Origin of the sequence: Legionella sp. km535 (genome assembly GCF_003990085.1) — a bacterium.
In the GTDB taxonomy this organism is placed as follows: Bacteria; Pseudomonadota; Gammaproteobacteria; order Legionellales; family Legionellaceae; genus Legionella; species Legionella moravica.
In genome coordinates this window covers 75,477-93,355 of record NZ_RZGU01000007.1, presented here as the reverse complement: position 1 = coordinate 93,355, position 17,879 = coordinate 75,477, and the positions used below count along the sequence as shown (strand labels likewise).

The following is a 17,879-nucleotide window of genomic DNA, read 5'->3' as shown; positions in this document are numbered from 1 at the left end:
GCAATAGTCAGCAGTTCATTAGATGGACTTATTTTTTTCATTGGAGGAAATTTTTGGCCCAATTTCCCGAATTGAGTGCAATTTTATGGTACATCAAATCAATTTACTTGAGTTAGATAAGCTGAGTAACCGATTATTAGCTCAATTATTTCTAACTTATCCTGAAAAAGTGGATTGGGCTGTAGGAGTTTATTTAATTGACTCTCAAGAAGTTTCTATAAGTCACAGGATAATCAGGCATTCAAATTCTGTTGGTGAACATCACGTTTACGAAGTCCTGGATGATAACCCAATTGGTCAAGGCTGTTTTGGAACCTTATATTTAAGCATACTCACTTTAGTTCCCGATAAGCAGAGCGATGAATTGACAGTCAAAACTAAATCGGAGTTACAAAAAAGAGTTATAAAAATTCAGAATCTTAAGTACTTTTCCAAAGAGCGCGCAGAGCGTGAGGTTGATAATTTACGTAAAATAGGTTTTTTTCATTGCAAACCATTAAGTTATACTGCAACTGAAACGTTTATAACCATGCGTCAATTACCTGGACAGCCATTACAAAAAATAATTGAAACCAATCAATTAACTCTTTTAGAGCGATTTCAAATAACCAAAGCATTGGTTGTGGCTCTAAAGAAACAAGTTCATGACCTTGATTTTATTCACAGAGACATCAAGCCTCAGAATATATTGGTTTATGACCACGATATTATTTATTTTGTTGATTACGCTCTGGCAATAAGTACGCATTATGATGATCGTTACGATAGATTGCGTGGATCAATACCCTTTGCTGCTCCAGAGGGATTTTCTCCTTATGATTGCACCACCATTAAGAGTGATGTATATGCTTTAGGAAGAGTGCTCATGATGTTGTGGGGAGATGATTATCGCAACAATCCAGATTTTACCCCGATAGATTGTGCATATTCAGCAAAAAATGTTTCTTTTGCCCGATTGTTTAATCGTATGGCTGAAATTCCAGAGTGTCATATGGAACTCCGTCTCCTTCTTTACTCGATGTTGCATGAGGAGCCTTACCATAGACCTTCTTTAGAGCACATCATGGTCGTATTAAATTCCCTAAGTGAGCGAATGCAACCTGTTCCCAATCCCACTTGGGATAAACGTTCCGATCTATTAGTCAGCTCAGGCAAACCCTCATCTCGTGACACAGCTCCTGCAGTTCTGATTTTGAATAATGTTCATTATTCAATGGATCAAAGCGAGGATTCAGACGAGGGATATAATGAATATTATGGGTTTTGAGTGGAGAAGGGTCTGGTACGATCTTCAATTCGACTCATACGAAGGGCGTCGAGTTCAAATTGTTCAATACTTTAATACTCACTCCACTAAAAAAATGTTGGAATGAGTACTAAAGAAATAAAGTCACTGTTTATTTCGAATAGAACAGATGCAAGATGCGTTTTTGGGCGAGAATAGGAAGTATTTTCTGTTCATTTTGACTTAATTGTTCTACATCAAGAGTCTGCTGCTGTTTGAGTTGGTTTACTAAATCAATTTCATTTTGATTATTCAATGTTTTATTAAGAAAGCTTCTTTTATAATTTATGCATAATCCCCGTTCCATTTCTGTTATAGAGCAGATGGATCTTGATAAAGAAGCGCGAACTGATTTTAACGAGTCAGGGCTTTTGAGCTGCAACCATTCTCCATTGTAAGAACAGGAAGAACAATTGGCTAACAAGGCATAAGACATGGCTTCTTTGGCTGTGTTGATCCGGTTAGTATCCAATTGAATGTCTACGAATACTAATTGGTATTCTGTGCTTATATCGAAGAGAGAATTCAAATATTGAGATAACTTTTGTGCGAGCTGTTCCTCTGATACGAGCTGTTTTTTTGAATCATGTGGGGGTTGTTTTTTGGAGGTGTAAACAACAATATTGTCTTTAATGAAACAACACTCTTTTTCCTGACTTAAGCTGGCTTCAGCAAAGCGATAAGAAAAAGAAGGGCATTCCGTCAGATCAATGTGACATTTTTTAAACAGATCATTCAGTTTGTTGAGCAGAAATATATTGGCCTTTTCTATAGGTAAGGGATTGATGATCTCGGAAATATGCTCCTGACATAACAGGATGCGTGGTCTCCAGGACAACTCGTATTTATTTTTACAGGCTAGCCAATGTAAAGAAGCTTTTACCCAATAATGTAAGGCCAGCTCTGGATTACCTGCTGCTTCAAAAAGACTTCCCAGATTCATGTTGTAATAAATGTGATCTGAAGTTGAATATCCACCTTCGTTGATTTCTCGATAGGCATGTTGATAATAATTTAATGATTGCTCAAATTGCTTGTTTTTTTTATAAAGACGCGCAATATTTATGAAGTTAACATATTTTAAACCGACAGTTTCAATGCAATGTTCTTCTATGTGTTGTTTAATGCGAAACTCCAAATCAAATGCAACGTCGATTCTGCCTTGCAGCACTTGAAATAATGCGAACAGATTGAGGCGATATAAAGAGTTCTCATCGCTTAAAGGCATGTGCTCATCAATACCAAATCTTTTGAAAAAAAGGTCTGCAGTTGATAGATTTCTGCTTAATGTTGCAGCGTATGCTTTAAAAAATACCAAGGTTTTGATATCAGAGTCATTAAGAGTACTAAAAGATTCAGGGAAATCGGACTCAGTCACCAAACCATACTGATGAGAAAAAAAGCGCATCATCAATAAATGCATGAAGATTTGTTCCTGAGCAGCGAGGTCTAAAGAGGGGTCTTTTTGTGCTTGTTCCAATAAAGAGCAGGAGATATCGTATGCTCCAGCTTTCAAATTCATCCAGCAATAACCGATTAATTGATTCAGTATGGCTGGATTGGATGCATTGCTTTGTAAATCAGTCTCTTTTAAAGTAAATCCTAAAGAATGAATTAATTGATTGCGTTTGTTCTTCAAGTGGCTCAGACCTGATAAAGATTCCGTTGTTGCAGAATGGCTTAAATGATTGAATTCAAGGACTACATTGCCCATGTTTTTTAATACGGCAACCTGTTCTTCCAGGTCAGAAGGCGATTGATGTGGTGTATAAAAAGTGAGTCTGAGAGAGGGTACGGATTCTGCAAAGTAAATAAGGCTGAATAAATTATCTGAGCCTAGAGTCTGTGCCGATAAATAAATATCCAGAGACAAAACATCAAACTGGGTACGTTGTATTAAACTAACCAGAACATCAACCATTGCTTTTGCCCTGATCGCAGCAGGTATGCCTAAGGATTCCAGATTAATCCAGTCGTTTGTTGTTTCGAGTTCACAAATTGGCATGAAGGCCATGTGCTGAAAACGTGGGGGGCAATCGGTGATTTGCTCTGCAACGTCAATTAGAATTTGGTAGGGGCAAACCAAGGTTTCATTCAAATTGGAAATAAACTTCATGTTTGATTCTCAACTTCTGGTTAAAATAAAAAATGAATGGCAATGAATACATCCACTACCCAATAAAAAAGTCCGCTTTCCATTGCTTTAACATCCTCCCGAGTTCGGTTTGACCAAGGGCGTATATATTTTCGGGTAATTGAAAAAGTGAATTGTCAACAGACTCTAATTGATTTTTTCATCCAAAAAAAATCCCGAGTCAGTTGTTTCAATAACTAATTCGGGATGATACATCTATTCTATAACAATCAATTATTCTTCAGTTTCTGATGATGCGGCAGTACAGCAGCAGCAACAACTGCTTAGTGAAGGATCAAAATTAACACTGTCATCAAACAAAACATCTACATCCAAATTGAATTCGTTATTTGAATTATCCATTAGCTTACTCTCCTGTTTATAATTGATTAGACTGGGAACCCGTAGTTTATTCCTAGAGACACATTCAAATCACCATTACCAAATTTGCTATTAACAGGAATTTGGTATCCGGCATTTAATTTAATCCCCAGATTATTTGCAAAGCGATACATTCCAAATGCTTCTACTTGAGGATCAATTCTTGAACGGCCTTGTATTGACTCAGAAGACGCTCCGTTAACACTGGTAGTGACGAATACATCACCATCATTTGTATTTTCAATTACCGCTCCGGCACCTACTCCATAGCTGAATGAATGAAAATCGCCAAAGACTTTATCCACTGTAAAGGCTAGTTTTACAGGAGCGAGACTGATGCTTCCAGTATTTAAGGGATTCACTTTGTCTTTTTTGCCATACATTTCATAACGGGCATTAAACAACCAGTTTGCAGGAACATAATAGGATGCTCCAATGTATCCTCCCCAGAAATTATTGGGGTAAAAATCATTTAAATTAATTGCAATTCCATTTGGAAAGAGAGGGGTTATTGTTTCAGGAAAAACAGCGGAGCTGCTATAAAAACCATGGGTAAAACTAGCTCCTGCTTCTAAAAGTAGATAGCGGTCAGAGGTCATTACTGGACCCATTGTACCCGCTATAGTTGTAGAGGACACTAATGCAAGAAACAGAGCGCTTAATTTATTGTGATGCATATAAATTCCTTCTCATAAAAAAGTTATCATCCTGAAAAATAAACTGCAAAATTTGAAAGTGGAGTAAATCAAATCTTGTTATATTTTTCATCGTTCATTGATATTAAAATCGACTTTAACTTTACCATTATCTTAATGATTTTGTAAATTATTCTGCATTTTTTATTCATTGTTCATGTATCAATTGTTGTCTGATTTCCTATAACTTTAAAATCTGAGTTGCGAACCAACTATCAAAACAATCCTATCTATTCTCAAGCTGGAGTTACCTGAGAACAATATAGTGATTGATTAGGGTCTGTTGACAATTCAAGTTTCGACGTTCCGCGACTTGTTCGCGGGATCCAATTCAATTTTTATAGGCGCAATATATTCTTGTTTTGCGCACGATCTATCGATTCCGCGAACAAGTCGCGGAAAGTAGGCTTGAACATAATGAAATGTCAACAGCCCCTAGGGAAACGGAATTTTTCCCATAAAGGCATTTTGTTGCGTAATATTTAATAGACGAGCATATTTGTTTTGGATATTAAGATTATTATTTAATGACATATGTGTAAAAAAGTCAGGGCTCAGTATTTTGGTAAAATGAAGTCCTAAAGCCTTGTCATGAGCATGGTAATAATAAATATCTCGGGAAATATCCTGTAGTTCTGCCAATAGCTCCTCAGTAGTGTATCGGCGAACCTGATTTAAATCCTGGAGTGAATTGATGGTACAGGGCTTTACCTGATTCATGAAGGGTATGGTTTCTCGAATGGTTCGCGTGTTGCATTTTTGAAATTCAAGATGGTATCCGGACCCGGCTTTGTTTTCCAGACCCACCGAACTTTCCATGTTGTACAAAAATGAATAGCATTGGTACAGTTCCTCAAAGGAAGACAGTAATGCTTCTTCAAGGGTTAAACCACTGCTTGAGCCTATCGAGTATTGAACCATATCGGCATCAGAAGATGCAAAATAAAACATAATGACTGTATGACCAGGTAATTTGTTTCCATTGTGAAAAATATAAAGCTCCCCGTTATCTAAAAATAATTCGGCTAATTCCTCATAAGGAGTGACTTCTTTTAGCAGTTGTGGATTGATGCAGTATTGATAACTTTGAGACAGCCAACTGCCTAACAGGGCTTGGCGCTCGATAAACTCCATCAACGAATTATAAAGAGCCTTTTCTTTTTGGGGATGGGATGCGCAAGCACAGCTGTCACTGTAATTAATGAATGGACTGTCTTCTTTATTGCAGGTCAGCGATATCCCGTTATAAAAAAACTCTTGAGGTTGATCGTCAAACAAATTGAAGACTTGGGTAAAGGCGAATACATGGTCCAGACAGCTTTCTTTATCAGTCACTTTTAATTGACATAAAGAACTCAATTGTTCTTGATAGGACAGAGGCTGTATCTGATTTAATTTTTTGTAACTGCTTACCTGAACACCGGTAAATAAATGATTGCGTTCATAATATTCACCATAGGCTTTACAAGGAAGAGTCAGGCCAATTCCGGTACTTCCCCCATAACTGATAATTCCATCAATAATCATTGATTTGGGAGCGCATAAAAGGCTTTCATTACTTAATTTAATTTTTACTGGATAATGAATAGAGGCGTGTTTAACGGTACATTGTGGCAGATGCGGGTAATCTCTGAAGCGAGCCAGATCCATGTTACTCTCCATAACCAAATAACTGCGTTGTTAAGGGCAAATAAACTCCATGATCAAGTCCCAATTCATAGAGCATTTCTTGTTCACTGAAGGTTGACCAGACATTGGTGCGCAGATCATTTTGTTGTGATATCACAGTAGCATGCTGAAACATCGATCCTGCTTCCATGAGTGCATGCCGATAGCCGCGATAGCGGTATTTAAAGATGGCTTTGCCAAGATGTGCCAAGTAAAGCACAGTGAAATTAGGCCAACATTCCTGATTGTTGCCAACCGAGCCATGAAGAACTTTATTATACAAGGTCTGCAGTTCCATTTTTTTTATAAGCTGCAATTTTTTACTGATTGGGCGAAAATGATAGCACCCTGAAGGCCCCTTAAATCCATCAATTCGCTCCTGAAACAAAAATACCAATGGCTCTACTGGATAAAGTCCTCCCGCTGAGGGATAAGGCCTTTTATTGAATTCATTGGGGGAAAAGCAATTGACTAATAATTGTTGCAAAAGAGCAAAATCAATTTTTTGGTTACTGAATCGGGGGGTTGATGCTTTTCTTTGGAACGAGGTATTTTCCATGGAACTGCAATCAATATCATGGCTATGAAAAGGTGAGATTTCACATTCAGTAAATTGCACCCGATTAATCAGTTTAGGATTGATATTGGTAATGGATAGATTACCGTGTTTTAAAAACGATATAGTTTCTCTGGCAAAGGTTCGGCGTACATCCTGGTACACTTGAGAATCCAGGCTGCCTTCAATGAGTCCATTAATAAATATAGATTTGTTTTCCATTATTTAAGCAGTCTCCCGCACTTTTATCTGATTTAAATTGAGTTTCATGTCTTGTTCTGCAAAAGGAGAATGAAGCGCTGCTTCACTGACTATGGTGAAACTGTTGAGATCTGCCTGCCAAAAGCAATTGACTTGATCGAAAGGTGTGGGAGCTTGCCAGAGATTTGTAAATTGAGCGATAAATTGATTCAGACAATAAGCAATGTACGCTTGCTGACAGCTATTAATTTCTGGATCGGGGAATTGCGCCATTGAATTTTTTATCATGTCACGATAAAGCAATAGCCAATTGTTTTTAGTGGCTGGAATAGAGCTGTTTAGATAATTCATTATTTGATGCAAATTAGAATAATGGGTGGGCAATCCACTTCCTGCGACATACAGATTATCAATAATTAATAATTGATGAAGAACTCCTGCTGTAACAAGATAAACATCTTCATCCAGATTTTGGTATAGTGAATTAAAGGATTGATTTGAGTAGTTATTACGAAAGTAGATCACCATTGAATTTTTTTCGTAGGGGAACAGTTCTTCATTCACTAATTGAACATGATGATGTTTACTGAGTGTTTCCTGTAATACAGTTCTGATTAAAGCGACATCGCAATTAATATAGATCAGAGGTATTTTTTGCTGCAACATTGGCTTTAAAACATTTAATTGTTCAACCAGTACTTTCTTTAACGCATTAATATCGAATCCATAGCGTTGTGAAAGCTGTATTAAAAAATCTTCAGAACACTCCAGATGATGGCATTCTTTCAATTCAGCCAAAAGTTCTGCGAATTTTGGGTGGGGTATTTTAGCGCCCAGGTTTGCGTTAGTCAGGTAAACATCAGAAGCGACATTAACCAATTGATATTCGTTAATTACATACATGCATCATCCCCATGCAAATTAAAAAAGTTCAAGACCCCGCCTATCATTTTATCTCCTCGAAGGAATTGTCGAAAAGAAAGGCTTTATATGGATAAAAATCAATAAAGGGTCTTAAAAAAATGACATTTCAAATAGAATAAGGCTTACTTTTTTTCTATAAAGAAATGCGCTGATTCATTAATTGTACATTTAAAAGTAATTTTGTCGGATAGTGGTGTGTAATCTGTCGCGTTTAAGGGAATTAAACTGATTGAAACGTCACCGTTACTCGCAATAGTGTAGCGAATAAATTCATAGAGTGGCTGGTTGGGATATTGGGGATGATTTACGGTAAAATGCATCATGGAAGCAGCCATATAACCGGCATCATTGTTAATTGCAATTTCATTAGGGGTGTACGCTGAATTATAATTAGCCATTTTATAACCGCTGCTTGGCCCTGAGCATTTAGCGTAATCAACAAAAACGCGAACTAACTGCCCCTTTGCAACAGTCTCTTTGATTTTCACATACGAATGTAATTCATTCGCAAAACCATCTAATGCTGTGAATAGCATGGCTAAAGCAACGAGTTTTCTCATATAACATCCTTCTTTTGTTGTAGTTAAATCCTTAAGAAATGAAGCAAGCGTTCATTCAGTGGAGGTTAAGTTACAAGATAAGCGGATGCTTATCAATATTTTTAAGCGGGTCTCATGAAAAACCTGCCTCTGTGTGCTTCAATCAGAAAATCTCAAAATTTGCTCTTAATGATCCAATTGAAATACATGTAATATTACCTTATACTATGTGAGCAAAAAATAAACACATACTTTATGAGATGTTTATGCCTTCAAAAAAGCAAATTCGCCGTTTTAAATGGAATTCAATCGCTGATCGTTTATTGATTGAATTAGTGGAACAGCCGACCAGGTCAACCTGGCCTGTGATTGCAAAACACCTGGAGTTTGAGCTTCTTATAAAGCTCCCTCCTGGAAGTTTTTCGTTTTTTCCAAATGGAAAGCAGTGTCGTGAACGATGGTATGATCATTTGAATCCCAGCCTTTCTCGCGATCCTTTCACTCTAGATCAATTGAATTATATTTTTAAACGAAAAGAAGAAGGGGCTGGTTTTGCTTTAATTGGTCGAGAATTAAATCATTCAGCGAATCAGGTTAAAAATTCATATTATTGTATTCAAAGACATAAAAAGGGTACTATTCACACTGTATCCAGTGATTTTGATGTTCAACCTGCCGAGCCCAATATCCAAATGAGCAGTTCGGTAATTTCAGTTTCTGATGATTGCGACCCCCTCAATCTGTCTTCGAGCCCGTGTGGAAGCCAGCAGTTACGTTTTTTTTCTGACGTGAGCTCTGCTGCCTCTTCAGTTTCTGACGATTATGCCCCACCCTCGATGATATCAAGCCCATGTATCAGTCGGAGCATGAGTTTCTTTTCTGAATTATCAGAGTCATCCTGTGATTTATTATTAAATGAATTGTATGATTTGCGTGATTTAGGAGAGCAGGCTGAAGACATGCTCAGTGAGCCACCCTTTTCTATTTAAGCACTGATCAGAAATATTTCGGAATCACCAAAATCGTAATCATCAACTCACCAGAGTAGGTATATTCCTGATTAGTATCTGTTTTTTAAGGAATATATTGCCCCATTTTGCAACCATCAGTGCTCATCTGAAACATGGATGGCTGCATGGTCTATAATAACTGTGTAGTTATTTAACCGATAAACCAGGTAAGGCGCGGGAAGCAGGGGTAAACAGATAAAATGTTAATAGACCCTAATTGATCATTATTTAATATAAGCCATTTTATTTTTATAATTAAACCTTGATTGTGCGAGGCTATTGATAGTCAGGGTTCATGACTGAATCCTGGTTGTGTTGTGGTGAACAAAAATGGACAAGTACATCGATCGCAGAGAAGCAGGAATCATTCTGGCTAAACATCTCAAATCATATGCTCACCAGGCAGATGTGATTATTTTGGCATTACCTCGTGGGGGAGTTCCTGTAGCGTATGAGTTGGCAAGGGAACTGTCTTTGCCCTTTGAAGTGTTTGTCGTTCGAAAATTAGGAGTTCCTGGGCATGAAGAGCTTGCCATGGGGGCAACTGCATCGGGGGGAACCCTACTGTTTAATGAGCCTTTGATGAAGCAATTAAATCTGGATTCATCGTCCGTTAAAGCGGTTGTTGAACGAGAGCAGAAAGAATTAGAACGTAGAGAACTTTTATATCATGGGAATCGCGCTTATCCGTCCTTGAATGGAAAAACCATTATTTTAGTAGATGACGGCATTGCAACCGGCTTTACCATGCGTGCAGCCATTGCAGCAATTCGTAAACAGAAACCCGCATCTCTTGTTGTTGCTGTTCCGGTTGCTGAATATTCAACTTGCGAGGAACTGGCTGCAATGGTGGATCAATTAGTCTGTCCACTGAAACCCATTAACTTTTATGCGGTGGGTCTTTGGTATGAGAATTTTCCCCAGACATCGGATGAAGAGGTTATTTACTTGCTAAAGCAATCCATATAAACAAAAAAACATCACAAGGGGCTGTTGACATTTCATTATATTCAAGCCTACTTTCCGCGACTTGTTCGCGGAATCGATAGATCTTGCGTAAAACAAGAATATATTACGCCTATAAAGATTGAATTGGATCCCGCGAACAAGTCGCGGGACGTCGAAACTTGAATTGTCAACAGCCCCAAGTTGAATTGTGGGAAATGTATATTAATTGGCGATTTAAATCGTATTATATCGGGCTTAATGGCAGTAAACATAAAGGGATACACGATTATGGGAATGGGGCGTATATTAGCCTGTATAGCTGTATTTTTTTGGGGAGCTGCTTATATTTGGGGTAAAACAACCATGACCTGGTTAACCCCTCTGGATACTGCAACAGCACGATTTGGTTTTGGAGCGATTATACTCCTGGCACTAATCCTTTTTGTAGAAAAACCAAAACTATCCAGCTTAAAAGGATATTGGTGGCATTATTTTTTACTTGGTTTTATAGGAATAACCTGCTTTCAAGTCGGTTTATTTTTTGCATTAAGTGTTACTTCTCCTATAACTGTTGCTGTAATTATGGCCCTATCTCCTGTATTTACTGCGATTGCAGAAGGAATAGTGAGTAAAGAAATTCCAAGCATCCATACCGTCATTGCAATAATTGTTTCAGTAAGCGGTGCAACATTGGCTGTTCTGGGTTCCAGCGATACAGGAATCTCGAATTTAAGTCTCAATTGGGGAGATTTTATTGCGCTTCTTTCCGCTCTGTGTTTTTCCTTTTATACCGTGGCGTCGCGTCGTTGGTTGCCGGGTCATGTGACTCCCTTAATTAACATAACCATCGTAGTGACTATCGGGGCTATACTCTTACTTGTTTTAGCTTTGGTTTTAAGTCCCATGCCTAAGCTCCCCGTATCCATGGTACCGGTTTGGTCCCTGGTTGGCCTCGTTATTGGTGCCACGGTAATTGCTTATATATGCTGGACACAGGCGATTGAGCGAATAGGTGTCACTGAACCTAATTTAATTTATAACTTTATGCCGCTAGTGACCATGATGTTATCAGCCTTCCGCGGTGCGTCACCTACTTTGCTGCAAGTATTAGGTGCAGGAATGGTTATTGGAGGCGTAACCTGGGCTATGGTTCAAAATAAGCCAGTAGTTAGGGGCGAAGATAAACTTATCGTTTAACGAATTATTGCAATCAGCAGAGTGTTTCTTAATAGTTGCTTAAGTTTTATTCTTTACAATACTGCACCATGTCTAATCAGTAACTGCAAATGGTGTACCACTATGATTGAATTAGTACAATTGGATGCCTTGTTTCTTCATATTAACTCAAAATTACCCAATATTAATTTAGAGGGGGCGAATAGCTTAAATAGAGATCAGGTTGATTTGCTCTTAAGTATTAATAGAGACAGTGTAACCCAATCTTTGCTGGAGCATGGTGAATACACCGAAGGTTATCAATTGAACAAAGAAGGCAAAAAGCGATTGAGCCAGATTTTGTTGGTACAACAAAAACTTGTAGAAAAACTGGAGTCAGCAAAGTATCTTTTAGCGCAGATAAAACATGCTTATGAACAAAATAACGATATTTTAGTGAATGAACTTCATCGCGATTTTTTTAATGAATATTTAACCTGGTTTCAATTGAATTGTTTTGAAGAGAAACAATTGGACGTGTTGAATCTTATTAAATCCAATTTGTTAAAACCTCAGGCAAACATTAATCGCATTACTGCAAATCATTTTCAAAATCAAATGGCAACCCCCAGGGATCTCGTTGTCATCGGTGCAGGCCCAACGGGTTTAATGGCTGCATTAAAACTTTATGAATCCGGAGCCAATGTGACTCTTCTTGAGGCACGCCAGGGGGAACAGTTACATACTCGGAAACAGGCCGTTGTATTAGATCCTTCAATTATGGCTGATTTACGTCATTATTTGGGATCTGTTGAATACAATAGATTATTTTATCGCGGGCATATCTATCCTGATGGCCGAGGTCACATCGTGATTAAGGATCTGGAGCGGGCGTTAATGAGCCGGTTAGTTGAGTTATCAAGAGTTAATTCATCAGATCTTAAGATTGTAACCGGAGTGAAAGCTCATGAAATCATACCACCGGATGATACTCATAAAAAATTTCGTGTCGGTGTTTTGAATCATAAAACGCGCTTTGAATGCGATTATGTCTATTGCGCTGAAGGGGGGAGAAATGCGTTTTCTAATCCGCTTTATTTACTGAAATCACCTAATAAAGCTGAAGTTAATCGCAATGAGACACCCAACGCATACATCACGATGATTTATGATATTTTGGAAAATAACCCTCAGAATCCTTTTCAGATTAATGGACAATTAACTCATATCAAGAAAATTCGCGATGAATTTCAGCCATCTAGGATTCAAATTGAAGGGTTTATTTCAGGTTTTTTAAATTCATCTCATGATCATTTTATTGAATTGAAACGTCATATCAATAATGATGAATTAGCTCAACAATTAAGTCAGGCGTTTGATGAATTGATCCATTCGGATACTTTCAAAATAAAAATTGATGAAAAAGAAGATAATTTGAGAACGTTTGAAACCAAGGGACAATTTTATATTGCCACCAAGGTGCCTCCTGAATTGCAAACTTTGATGCAATTGCTCAATCAAATAGCCAATGATTCTGCATCTAAGGATCAAAGTAAACACTTTGCGCGACTTATCCATATCAATATGCAATTGGAATGGTCTAGGCTATTGTCCCATAAATTCCCGTTTTTAAATGATCCGCGAGTCCGATTAGATACTAAAAATTCGCAGAGTTTTGTTGTCAATCCTCAGGGTACTGCAATTGCCGCACGAATCTTAAAGCACCAGGAACAGGAGTTAATGGTTCTGGCGGGTGGGGATTTATTTCGAGCACCTCATTTTTATAGTGGATCTGGCCTATCAAGCGCCCATGCCGAAGTGAATGCCTTCAATCAATACTTTAAATTAGCGCAAAATAATCCCGATAACCAACGCCAATACCAGGCACATTTTTTAGGTGAAATGCAGCATATTGCTCATTTTGTTGATAAAAAAATGGCCGAATATTGCCGATTGGATCGCGTATTGCATTCACCAGCCGATATTTTAATAGAGGAAGTGGGTACAGAGGCCATCAATATGGAGCGCATGTTACACAATATTCGCTCTCATCGTGATTATTTACGTGAAGGGCTGTCTTCATTCAGCATCATAAGAACTCTGTTCCAGGGGTTGAGGCAAAATAAATTAACCATTCTTGATTTACTGGTTAAAAAGCTGGAAGCACAATCCTGTTATCATGATTGCCGGGAAGTACTAAAAGAAGTGTTAACACAAGACAATGTGACTCTTCTGGCGAAACATCGTTACTCTATATGGAGTAGTGGAAAAACACGATCAGCAGATTTTGTAGATAATCTTAAGGAATCACTGGATGTGATTAATGAGAGTGAGCGATTTTATATTGAAACACCTGAAATGAACATTTAAGGTATCGTAGGACTCATTAACTACAAGACAAGTGGTTCTGTTGATGTAAAACGTTATAGCCATGGCTCGGTTTTATGAGCCTATGCTATACTGTTACAATCACAAACCCCTTCCGGGTACGAAAGGATGATTCCCCGACTGACCGCTTCTTCAGCTGTTCCTCCATCAGTTCGTTTATTTTTACAAGCCCTGAACGAAGACGCCGGCTTTCATGGTGAGATTGATGAGTCTTTGAGTAGTCGGTTAATTGTTTCGACTGATAACAGCGTTTATCAAGTTTTGCCTCAAGCGGTAATTTATCCTAAAAGTGAACACGATATTGCAGCCATTTTTACCTTGGCACAACGTAAAGAATATCAGCATCTTTCTTTTGCTCCCCGCGGAGGTGGTACAGGCACAAATGGCCAATCTTTGAATACAGGAATCATCATTGATTGCTCACGGTATATGAATTCCATTATTGAGGTAAATCCAGAGGAAGGGTGGGTTATTGTTGAGCCAGGGGTTGTACTGGATCAGTTAAATGATTTTTTGAAAAAATACAATAAATTCTTCGCGCCCACTTTATCTACAAGTAACAGGGCGACATTGGGCGGTATGGTCAGTACGGATGCCAGCGGCAAAGGGTCTCGTTTGTACGGTAAAACCAGCCAGCATGTTTTGGCAATAACTGCCGTGTATCCCGATGGTCAGACTCACACCAGTGAAGAAATTGATGTTTCTCGTCTGGATGAGATGAAAAACCTGCCGGGCCGGGTGGGGCAACTGTATCGGCAAGTGGAACAAACAGTACGAGATCATCGCTCTTTGATTTGCAGTCAATTTCCTAAATTAGATCGTTTTATGACTGGTTATAATCTGACTCGAATTTACTCATCTGATGGCAAGCGCTTTAATCTTAATGCGGTATTAACCGGTTCAGAAGGCACCTTGGCTTATGTGACTGGGATCAAACTTAAACTAACCAACATTCCTAAATTCAAAGTTCTTTTTGTAGTTTTGTATTCCTCTTTTAAAGAAGCGCTTGCACAGGCGAAAGATTTGGTTCTATTCGAGCCAGAAGCAATTGAAACGATTGATGAAACGGTTTTGAATTTAGCTAAAACAGACATTATTTATCGCAGTATTCGTGCTTTTGTTACCTCAAAAGGAGCGATTGATCCAGCAGCGCTGAATCTTATAGAGTTCGTTGCTGATGATGAGGAGCAATTGAAACAGAAGGTGGATTCCTTAAAAGTACATTTGCAGAATTTTGATTATCATTACGTCGATAAGAAAAAAGACATTGCTAATCTCTGGGAGCTGCGTAAGCGCAGTGTGGGTTTGTTGGGTAAAACAGAAGGAATAAGAAAGCCGGTTTCAGGAGTTGAAGATACGGTAGTTCCTCCTGAACATCTTCCCGACTATGTGCGTGAATTTCGTGAAATACTGGATTCCTATGGCTTGCAGTATGGCATGTTTGGTCATATTGATGTGGGGTGTTTGCACGTACGTCCTGCATTGAATTTAATGGATGCCCAAGACAGGCAAAAATATTATGAAATTACCGAGCAGGTAGCGCATCTGACCCAAAAATATGGCGGTGTATTGTGGGGGGAACACGGTAAGGGGTTTCGAAGTGAATACGTGCCTTTGTTTTTTGGCGAGATTTTATATGAAGAGCTTAGAAAAATTAAAACAAGTTGTGATCCCTATAATCAATTAAATCCCGGAAAAATTGCAGTGCCTATCGGGATTAATACACCTTTAATGCGTGTAGCATCAGAAGAGACTCGAGCCAGTTCAGATTTACAAATCTCCGAAACACTGAGAGAGACTTACCAATTGGCTATAAATTGTAATGGTAATGGGGTGTGTTTTGATTACAAAATCGACGACGTTATGTGCCCTTCTTATAAAATCACTCGTGATAGAGTTCATTCACCTAAAGGACGGGCTAGTCTTGTCAGGGAGTGGTTGAGGCAACTTGGGAAATCCAATAACGATACCTCACCCGCAAATCCCTTAAGGCGATTGATTAACAGCTACCATAAAAAGAGGGGGCAATACGATTTTTCTCATGAAGTCTATTCGGCCATGGAAGGATGTCTTTCCTGTCAGGCCTGTAAATCACAATGCCCTGTTAATATTAATGTGCCTTCATTCAGATCTCGATTTTTAGAGGCCTATCATTCGCGCTATTTTCGGTCTCTGAACAATTATTTGATTGCCTACAGTGAACGTATGGGATATTACCAAAGTAAATTTCCCAGATTGAGCAATTTTTTTCTCTCCAATCGAGTTATTCTCCGTATTTTGGAAAAAACAGCTGGTTTCGTTAATCCCCCATTATTTAGTAGTCCCCAGCTTTCCGTATTATTGAAAAAAGAACAGATCCCTTTATTGAATCTAAATCAACTCCCTCCACCCGGAACATCAGTTGTGTTGATCCAGGATTGGGTGACCAGTTTTTATGAAGCAGATTTAGTCATAAAAACCTGTTTACTGGTGCGGCAATTAGGCTATGAAATCTATGTGATGCCCTGGTTTGAGAATGGAAAATCCCTTCATGTTCAGGGAAAATTGAAACAATTTGCTCGACTAGTTCATAAAAATGCATTGATTTTGGAACAATTGGCACGTCATCATGTCACAATGATAGGTCTTGATCCTGCGATGGTATTAACCTATAGAAATGAATATCCGGAGCTTTTAAAAAAGACTGTTGAGTACCGGGTTTTATTAATTCAGGAGTGGTTATCAGAGCACATGGGAAGTCAGGATTCAAATCAATTCAAAATAAACAACTCAGAAATCAGTACACACTATAATTTACTGAGTCATTGCACAGAACAATCTAATTGCAATGAAGCACAGGAGCAGTGGCAGAGGGTATTTGCATTCCTGGGACTTCACCTAAACCTGATAAAAACTGGATGTTGTGGCATGGCAGGTTCTTATGGCCATGAAGTTATTCATCAAAATGAGTCAAAAGGGTTGTTTGAACTCTCCTGGAAGCCATTTTTTGCCGATGAGCAAGCAGCACAATCAAATCTTGTGGATGGGTATTCTTGTCGCACTCAAGTGAACTATCGGACGGGATATCAAACGCGACATCCGGTTGAGGTGGTGTATGATTTATTATCACTTCATCATCAAAGTATCGATAGCTAATGCACGTTACCCACTCTATAGATTTTTTCTGTCGTTATCGTTTCGTCAAACCCAGTCGCGGGGGTATCATGTGACGAAACGACGACTAATCGCAAAAACTCTTATTGTAAGGAGCAAGTATTTTGTTCGACCTCTTGGTCAAACATAAGTATGTGAGGGTTATCCTTTAATAAATTTGCAACGCGTTCCTGAGTTAAACGCAACGCATCAAAATGCATGTCAAAAAAGCAATGAGTAAATTTGGAGGCGCTGTCTGTTCCGTTTGGCACATCTACCTGAAATTTTAAAGTAATCTTCATTTGTTCACAGGATTCTCTAAATTTAAAAAAAGAGGCCCAAGTTCCTGATCGCGGAAGAAGAATATCTTTTATTCGGTATTGTGTTTGCCTGCTTGTACTAATATTCATGGGATCAATGTCGTTATTAATAATATAATCTTTAAAGCAGTCACGATCTATGCCTTTAAAATTTTCTATAGTGACGATCCCAAACAATCCGGGCACTAACTCAATCAATGAATCAGGATTATCCATTGCAAAAATAATTTTTAATATTTTGACAAGATTATTACCTACATATTTTTGAAGACTCCGATCTTCAAAAAAAACTTCAGGTGCTTTTGCTGTTGATTCTTCATCCAACTGCTTTTTAACAGACTCGCTACTTGCTGACATAATTCAAACCTTATTTTAAATGTTACTACTACCAAAAAAATTGAAGTAGTGACTTATAAACAACCCAAGCTTTCTAGTAATATAAATATAGGTTGTTATCGAAACTGGCACACGGTTCAATATACTAAACTGATATATTGCTGAGAGCAATCCAAAAGCTTGCGGTTTGACAGCAGACAAAGAGTT

General features: G+C 38.3%; 14 protein-coding genes. 6 read left to right on the top strand and 8 right to left on the bottom strand.

Annotation, left to right across the window (positions count from 1 at the left end; genetic code table 11):
- Positions 1-22: 22 nt before the first annotated feature.
- Positions 23-1,267, top strand: coding sequence for a protein kinase family protein (locus ELY21_RS05925; protein WP_127107769.1), 1,245 nt, complete (start codon positions 23-25; stop codon positions 1,265-1,267).
- A 130-nt stretch (positions 1,268-1,397) separates the two neighbouring features.
- Here ELY21_RS05925 and ELY21_RS05920 read toward each other — a convergent pair whose 3' ends face one another.
- From ELY21_RS05920 to ELY21_RS05895, 7 genes are all read right to left on the bottom strand, one after another.
- Positions 1,398-3,401 carry a M48 family metallopeptidase gene (locus ELY21_RS05920; RefSeq protein WP_127107767.1) on the bottom strand — a complete coding sequence of 668 codons (2,004 nt, stop codon included), beginning with the start codon at positions 3,399-3,401 and terminating at the stop codon, positions 1,398-1,400.
- Between the two features lie 252 nt (positions 3,402-3,653).
- Positions 3,654-3,782: a hypothetical protein gene (locus ELY21_RS15920; RefSeq protein ID WP_255411172.1), complete on the bottom strand. Its 129-nt coding sequence runs from the start codon at positions 3,780-3,782 to the stop codon at positions 3,654-3,656.
- Positions 3,783-3,808: 26 nt separating this feature from the next.
- The gene (locus tag ELY21_RS05915) at positions 3,809-4,477 is read right to left on the bottom strand and encodes a hypothetical protein (protein WP_127107765.1); all 669 of its coding nucleotides are present in this window, start codon (positions 4,475-4,477) and stop codon (positions 3,809-3,811) included.
- A gap of 453 nt (positions 4,478-4,930) precedes the next feature.
- Entirely contained in the window at positions 4,931-6,145 is a 1,215-nt protein-coding gene (locus ELY21_RS05910) for a YcaO-like family protein (RefSeq protein ID WP_158618520.1), read from the bottom strand.
- A 1-nt stretch (position 6,146) separates the two neighbouring features.
- Positions 6,147-6,941, bottom strand: coding sequence for a nitroreductase family protein (locus ELY21_RS05905; RefSeq protein WP_127107761.1), 795 nt, complete (start codon positions 6,939-6,941; stop codon positions 6,147-6,149).
- 3 nt (positions 6,942-6,944) lie between these two features.
- Positions 6,945-7,823, bottom strand: a complete 879-nt coding sequence (locus ELY21_RS05900; RefSeq protein WP_127107759.1) for a hypothetical protein — start codon at positions 7,821-7,823, stop codon at positions 6,945-6,947.
- 143 nt (positions 7,824-7,966) lie between these two features.
- The gene (locus ELY21_RS05895) at positions 7,967-8,404 is read right to left on the bottom strand and encodes a VirK family protein (protein WP_127107757.1); all 438 of its coding nucleotides are present in this window, start codon (positions 8,402-8,404) and stop codon (positions 7,967-7,969) included.
- 245 nt (positions 8,405-8,649) lie between these two features.
- Between ELY21_RS05895 and ELY21_RS05890 the strand changes: the two genes are divergently transcribed.
- From ELY21_RS05890 to ELY21_RS05870, 5 genes are all read left to right on the top strand, one after another.
- A complete protein-coding gene (locus ELY21_RS05890; RefSeq protein ID WP_158618519.1) occupies positions 8,650-9,372 on the top strand; it encodes a hypothetical protein in 723 nt (240 codons plus the stop codon).
- A 351-nt stretch (positions 9,373-9,723) separates the two neighbouring features.
- On the top strand, positions 9,724-10,362 hold the full coding sequence (locus ELY21_RS05885; RefSeq protein WP_127107752.1) for a phosphoribosyltransferase: 639 nt from the start codon (positions 9,724-9,726) through the stop codon (positions 10,360-10,362).
- Positions 10,363-10,599: 237 nt separating this feature from the next.
- Positions 10,600-11,538: a DMT family transporter gene (locus ELY21_RS05880; RefSeq protein ID WP_127107750.1), complete on the top strand. Its 939-nt coding sequence runs from the start codon at positions 10,600-10,602 to the stop codon at positions 11,536-11,538.
- A 102-nt stretch (positions 11,539-11,640) separates the two neighbouring features.
- A complete protein-coding gene (locus ELY21_RS05875) occupies positions 11,641-13,866 on the top strand; it encodes an NAD(P)/FAD-dependent oxidoreductase (RefSeq protein WP_199741646.1) in 2,226 nt (741 codons plus the stop codon).
- A 126-nt stretch (positions 13,867-13,992) separates the two neighbouring features.
- On the top strand, positions 13,993-17,019 hold the full coding sequence (locus ELY21_RS05870) for an FAD-binding and (Fe-S)-binding domain-containing protein (RefSeq protein WP_127107748.1): 3,027 nt from the start codon (positions 13,993-13,995) through the stop codon (positions 17,017-17,019).
- 101 nt (positions 17,020-17,120) lie between these two features.
- Here ELY21_RS05870 and ELY21_RS05865 read toward each other — a convergent pair whose 3' ends face one another.
- Positions 17,121-17,693: a hypothetical protein gene (locus ELY21_RS05865; RefSeq protein ID WP_127107746.1), complete on the bottom strand. Its 573-nt coding sequence runs from the start codon at positions 17,691-17,693 to the stop codon at positions 17,121-17,123.
- Between the last annotated feature and the right edge of the window lie 186 nt (positions 17,694-17,879).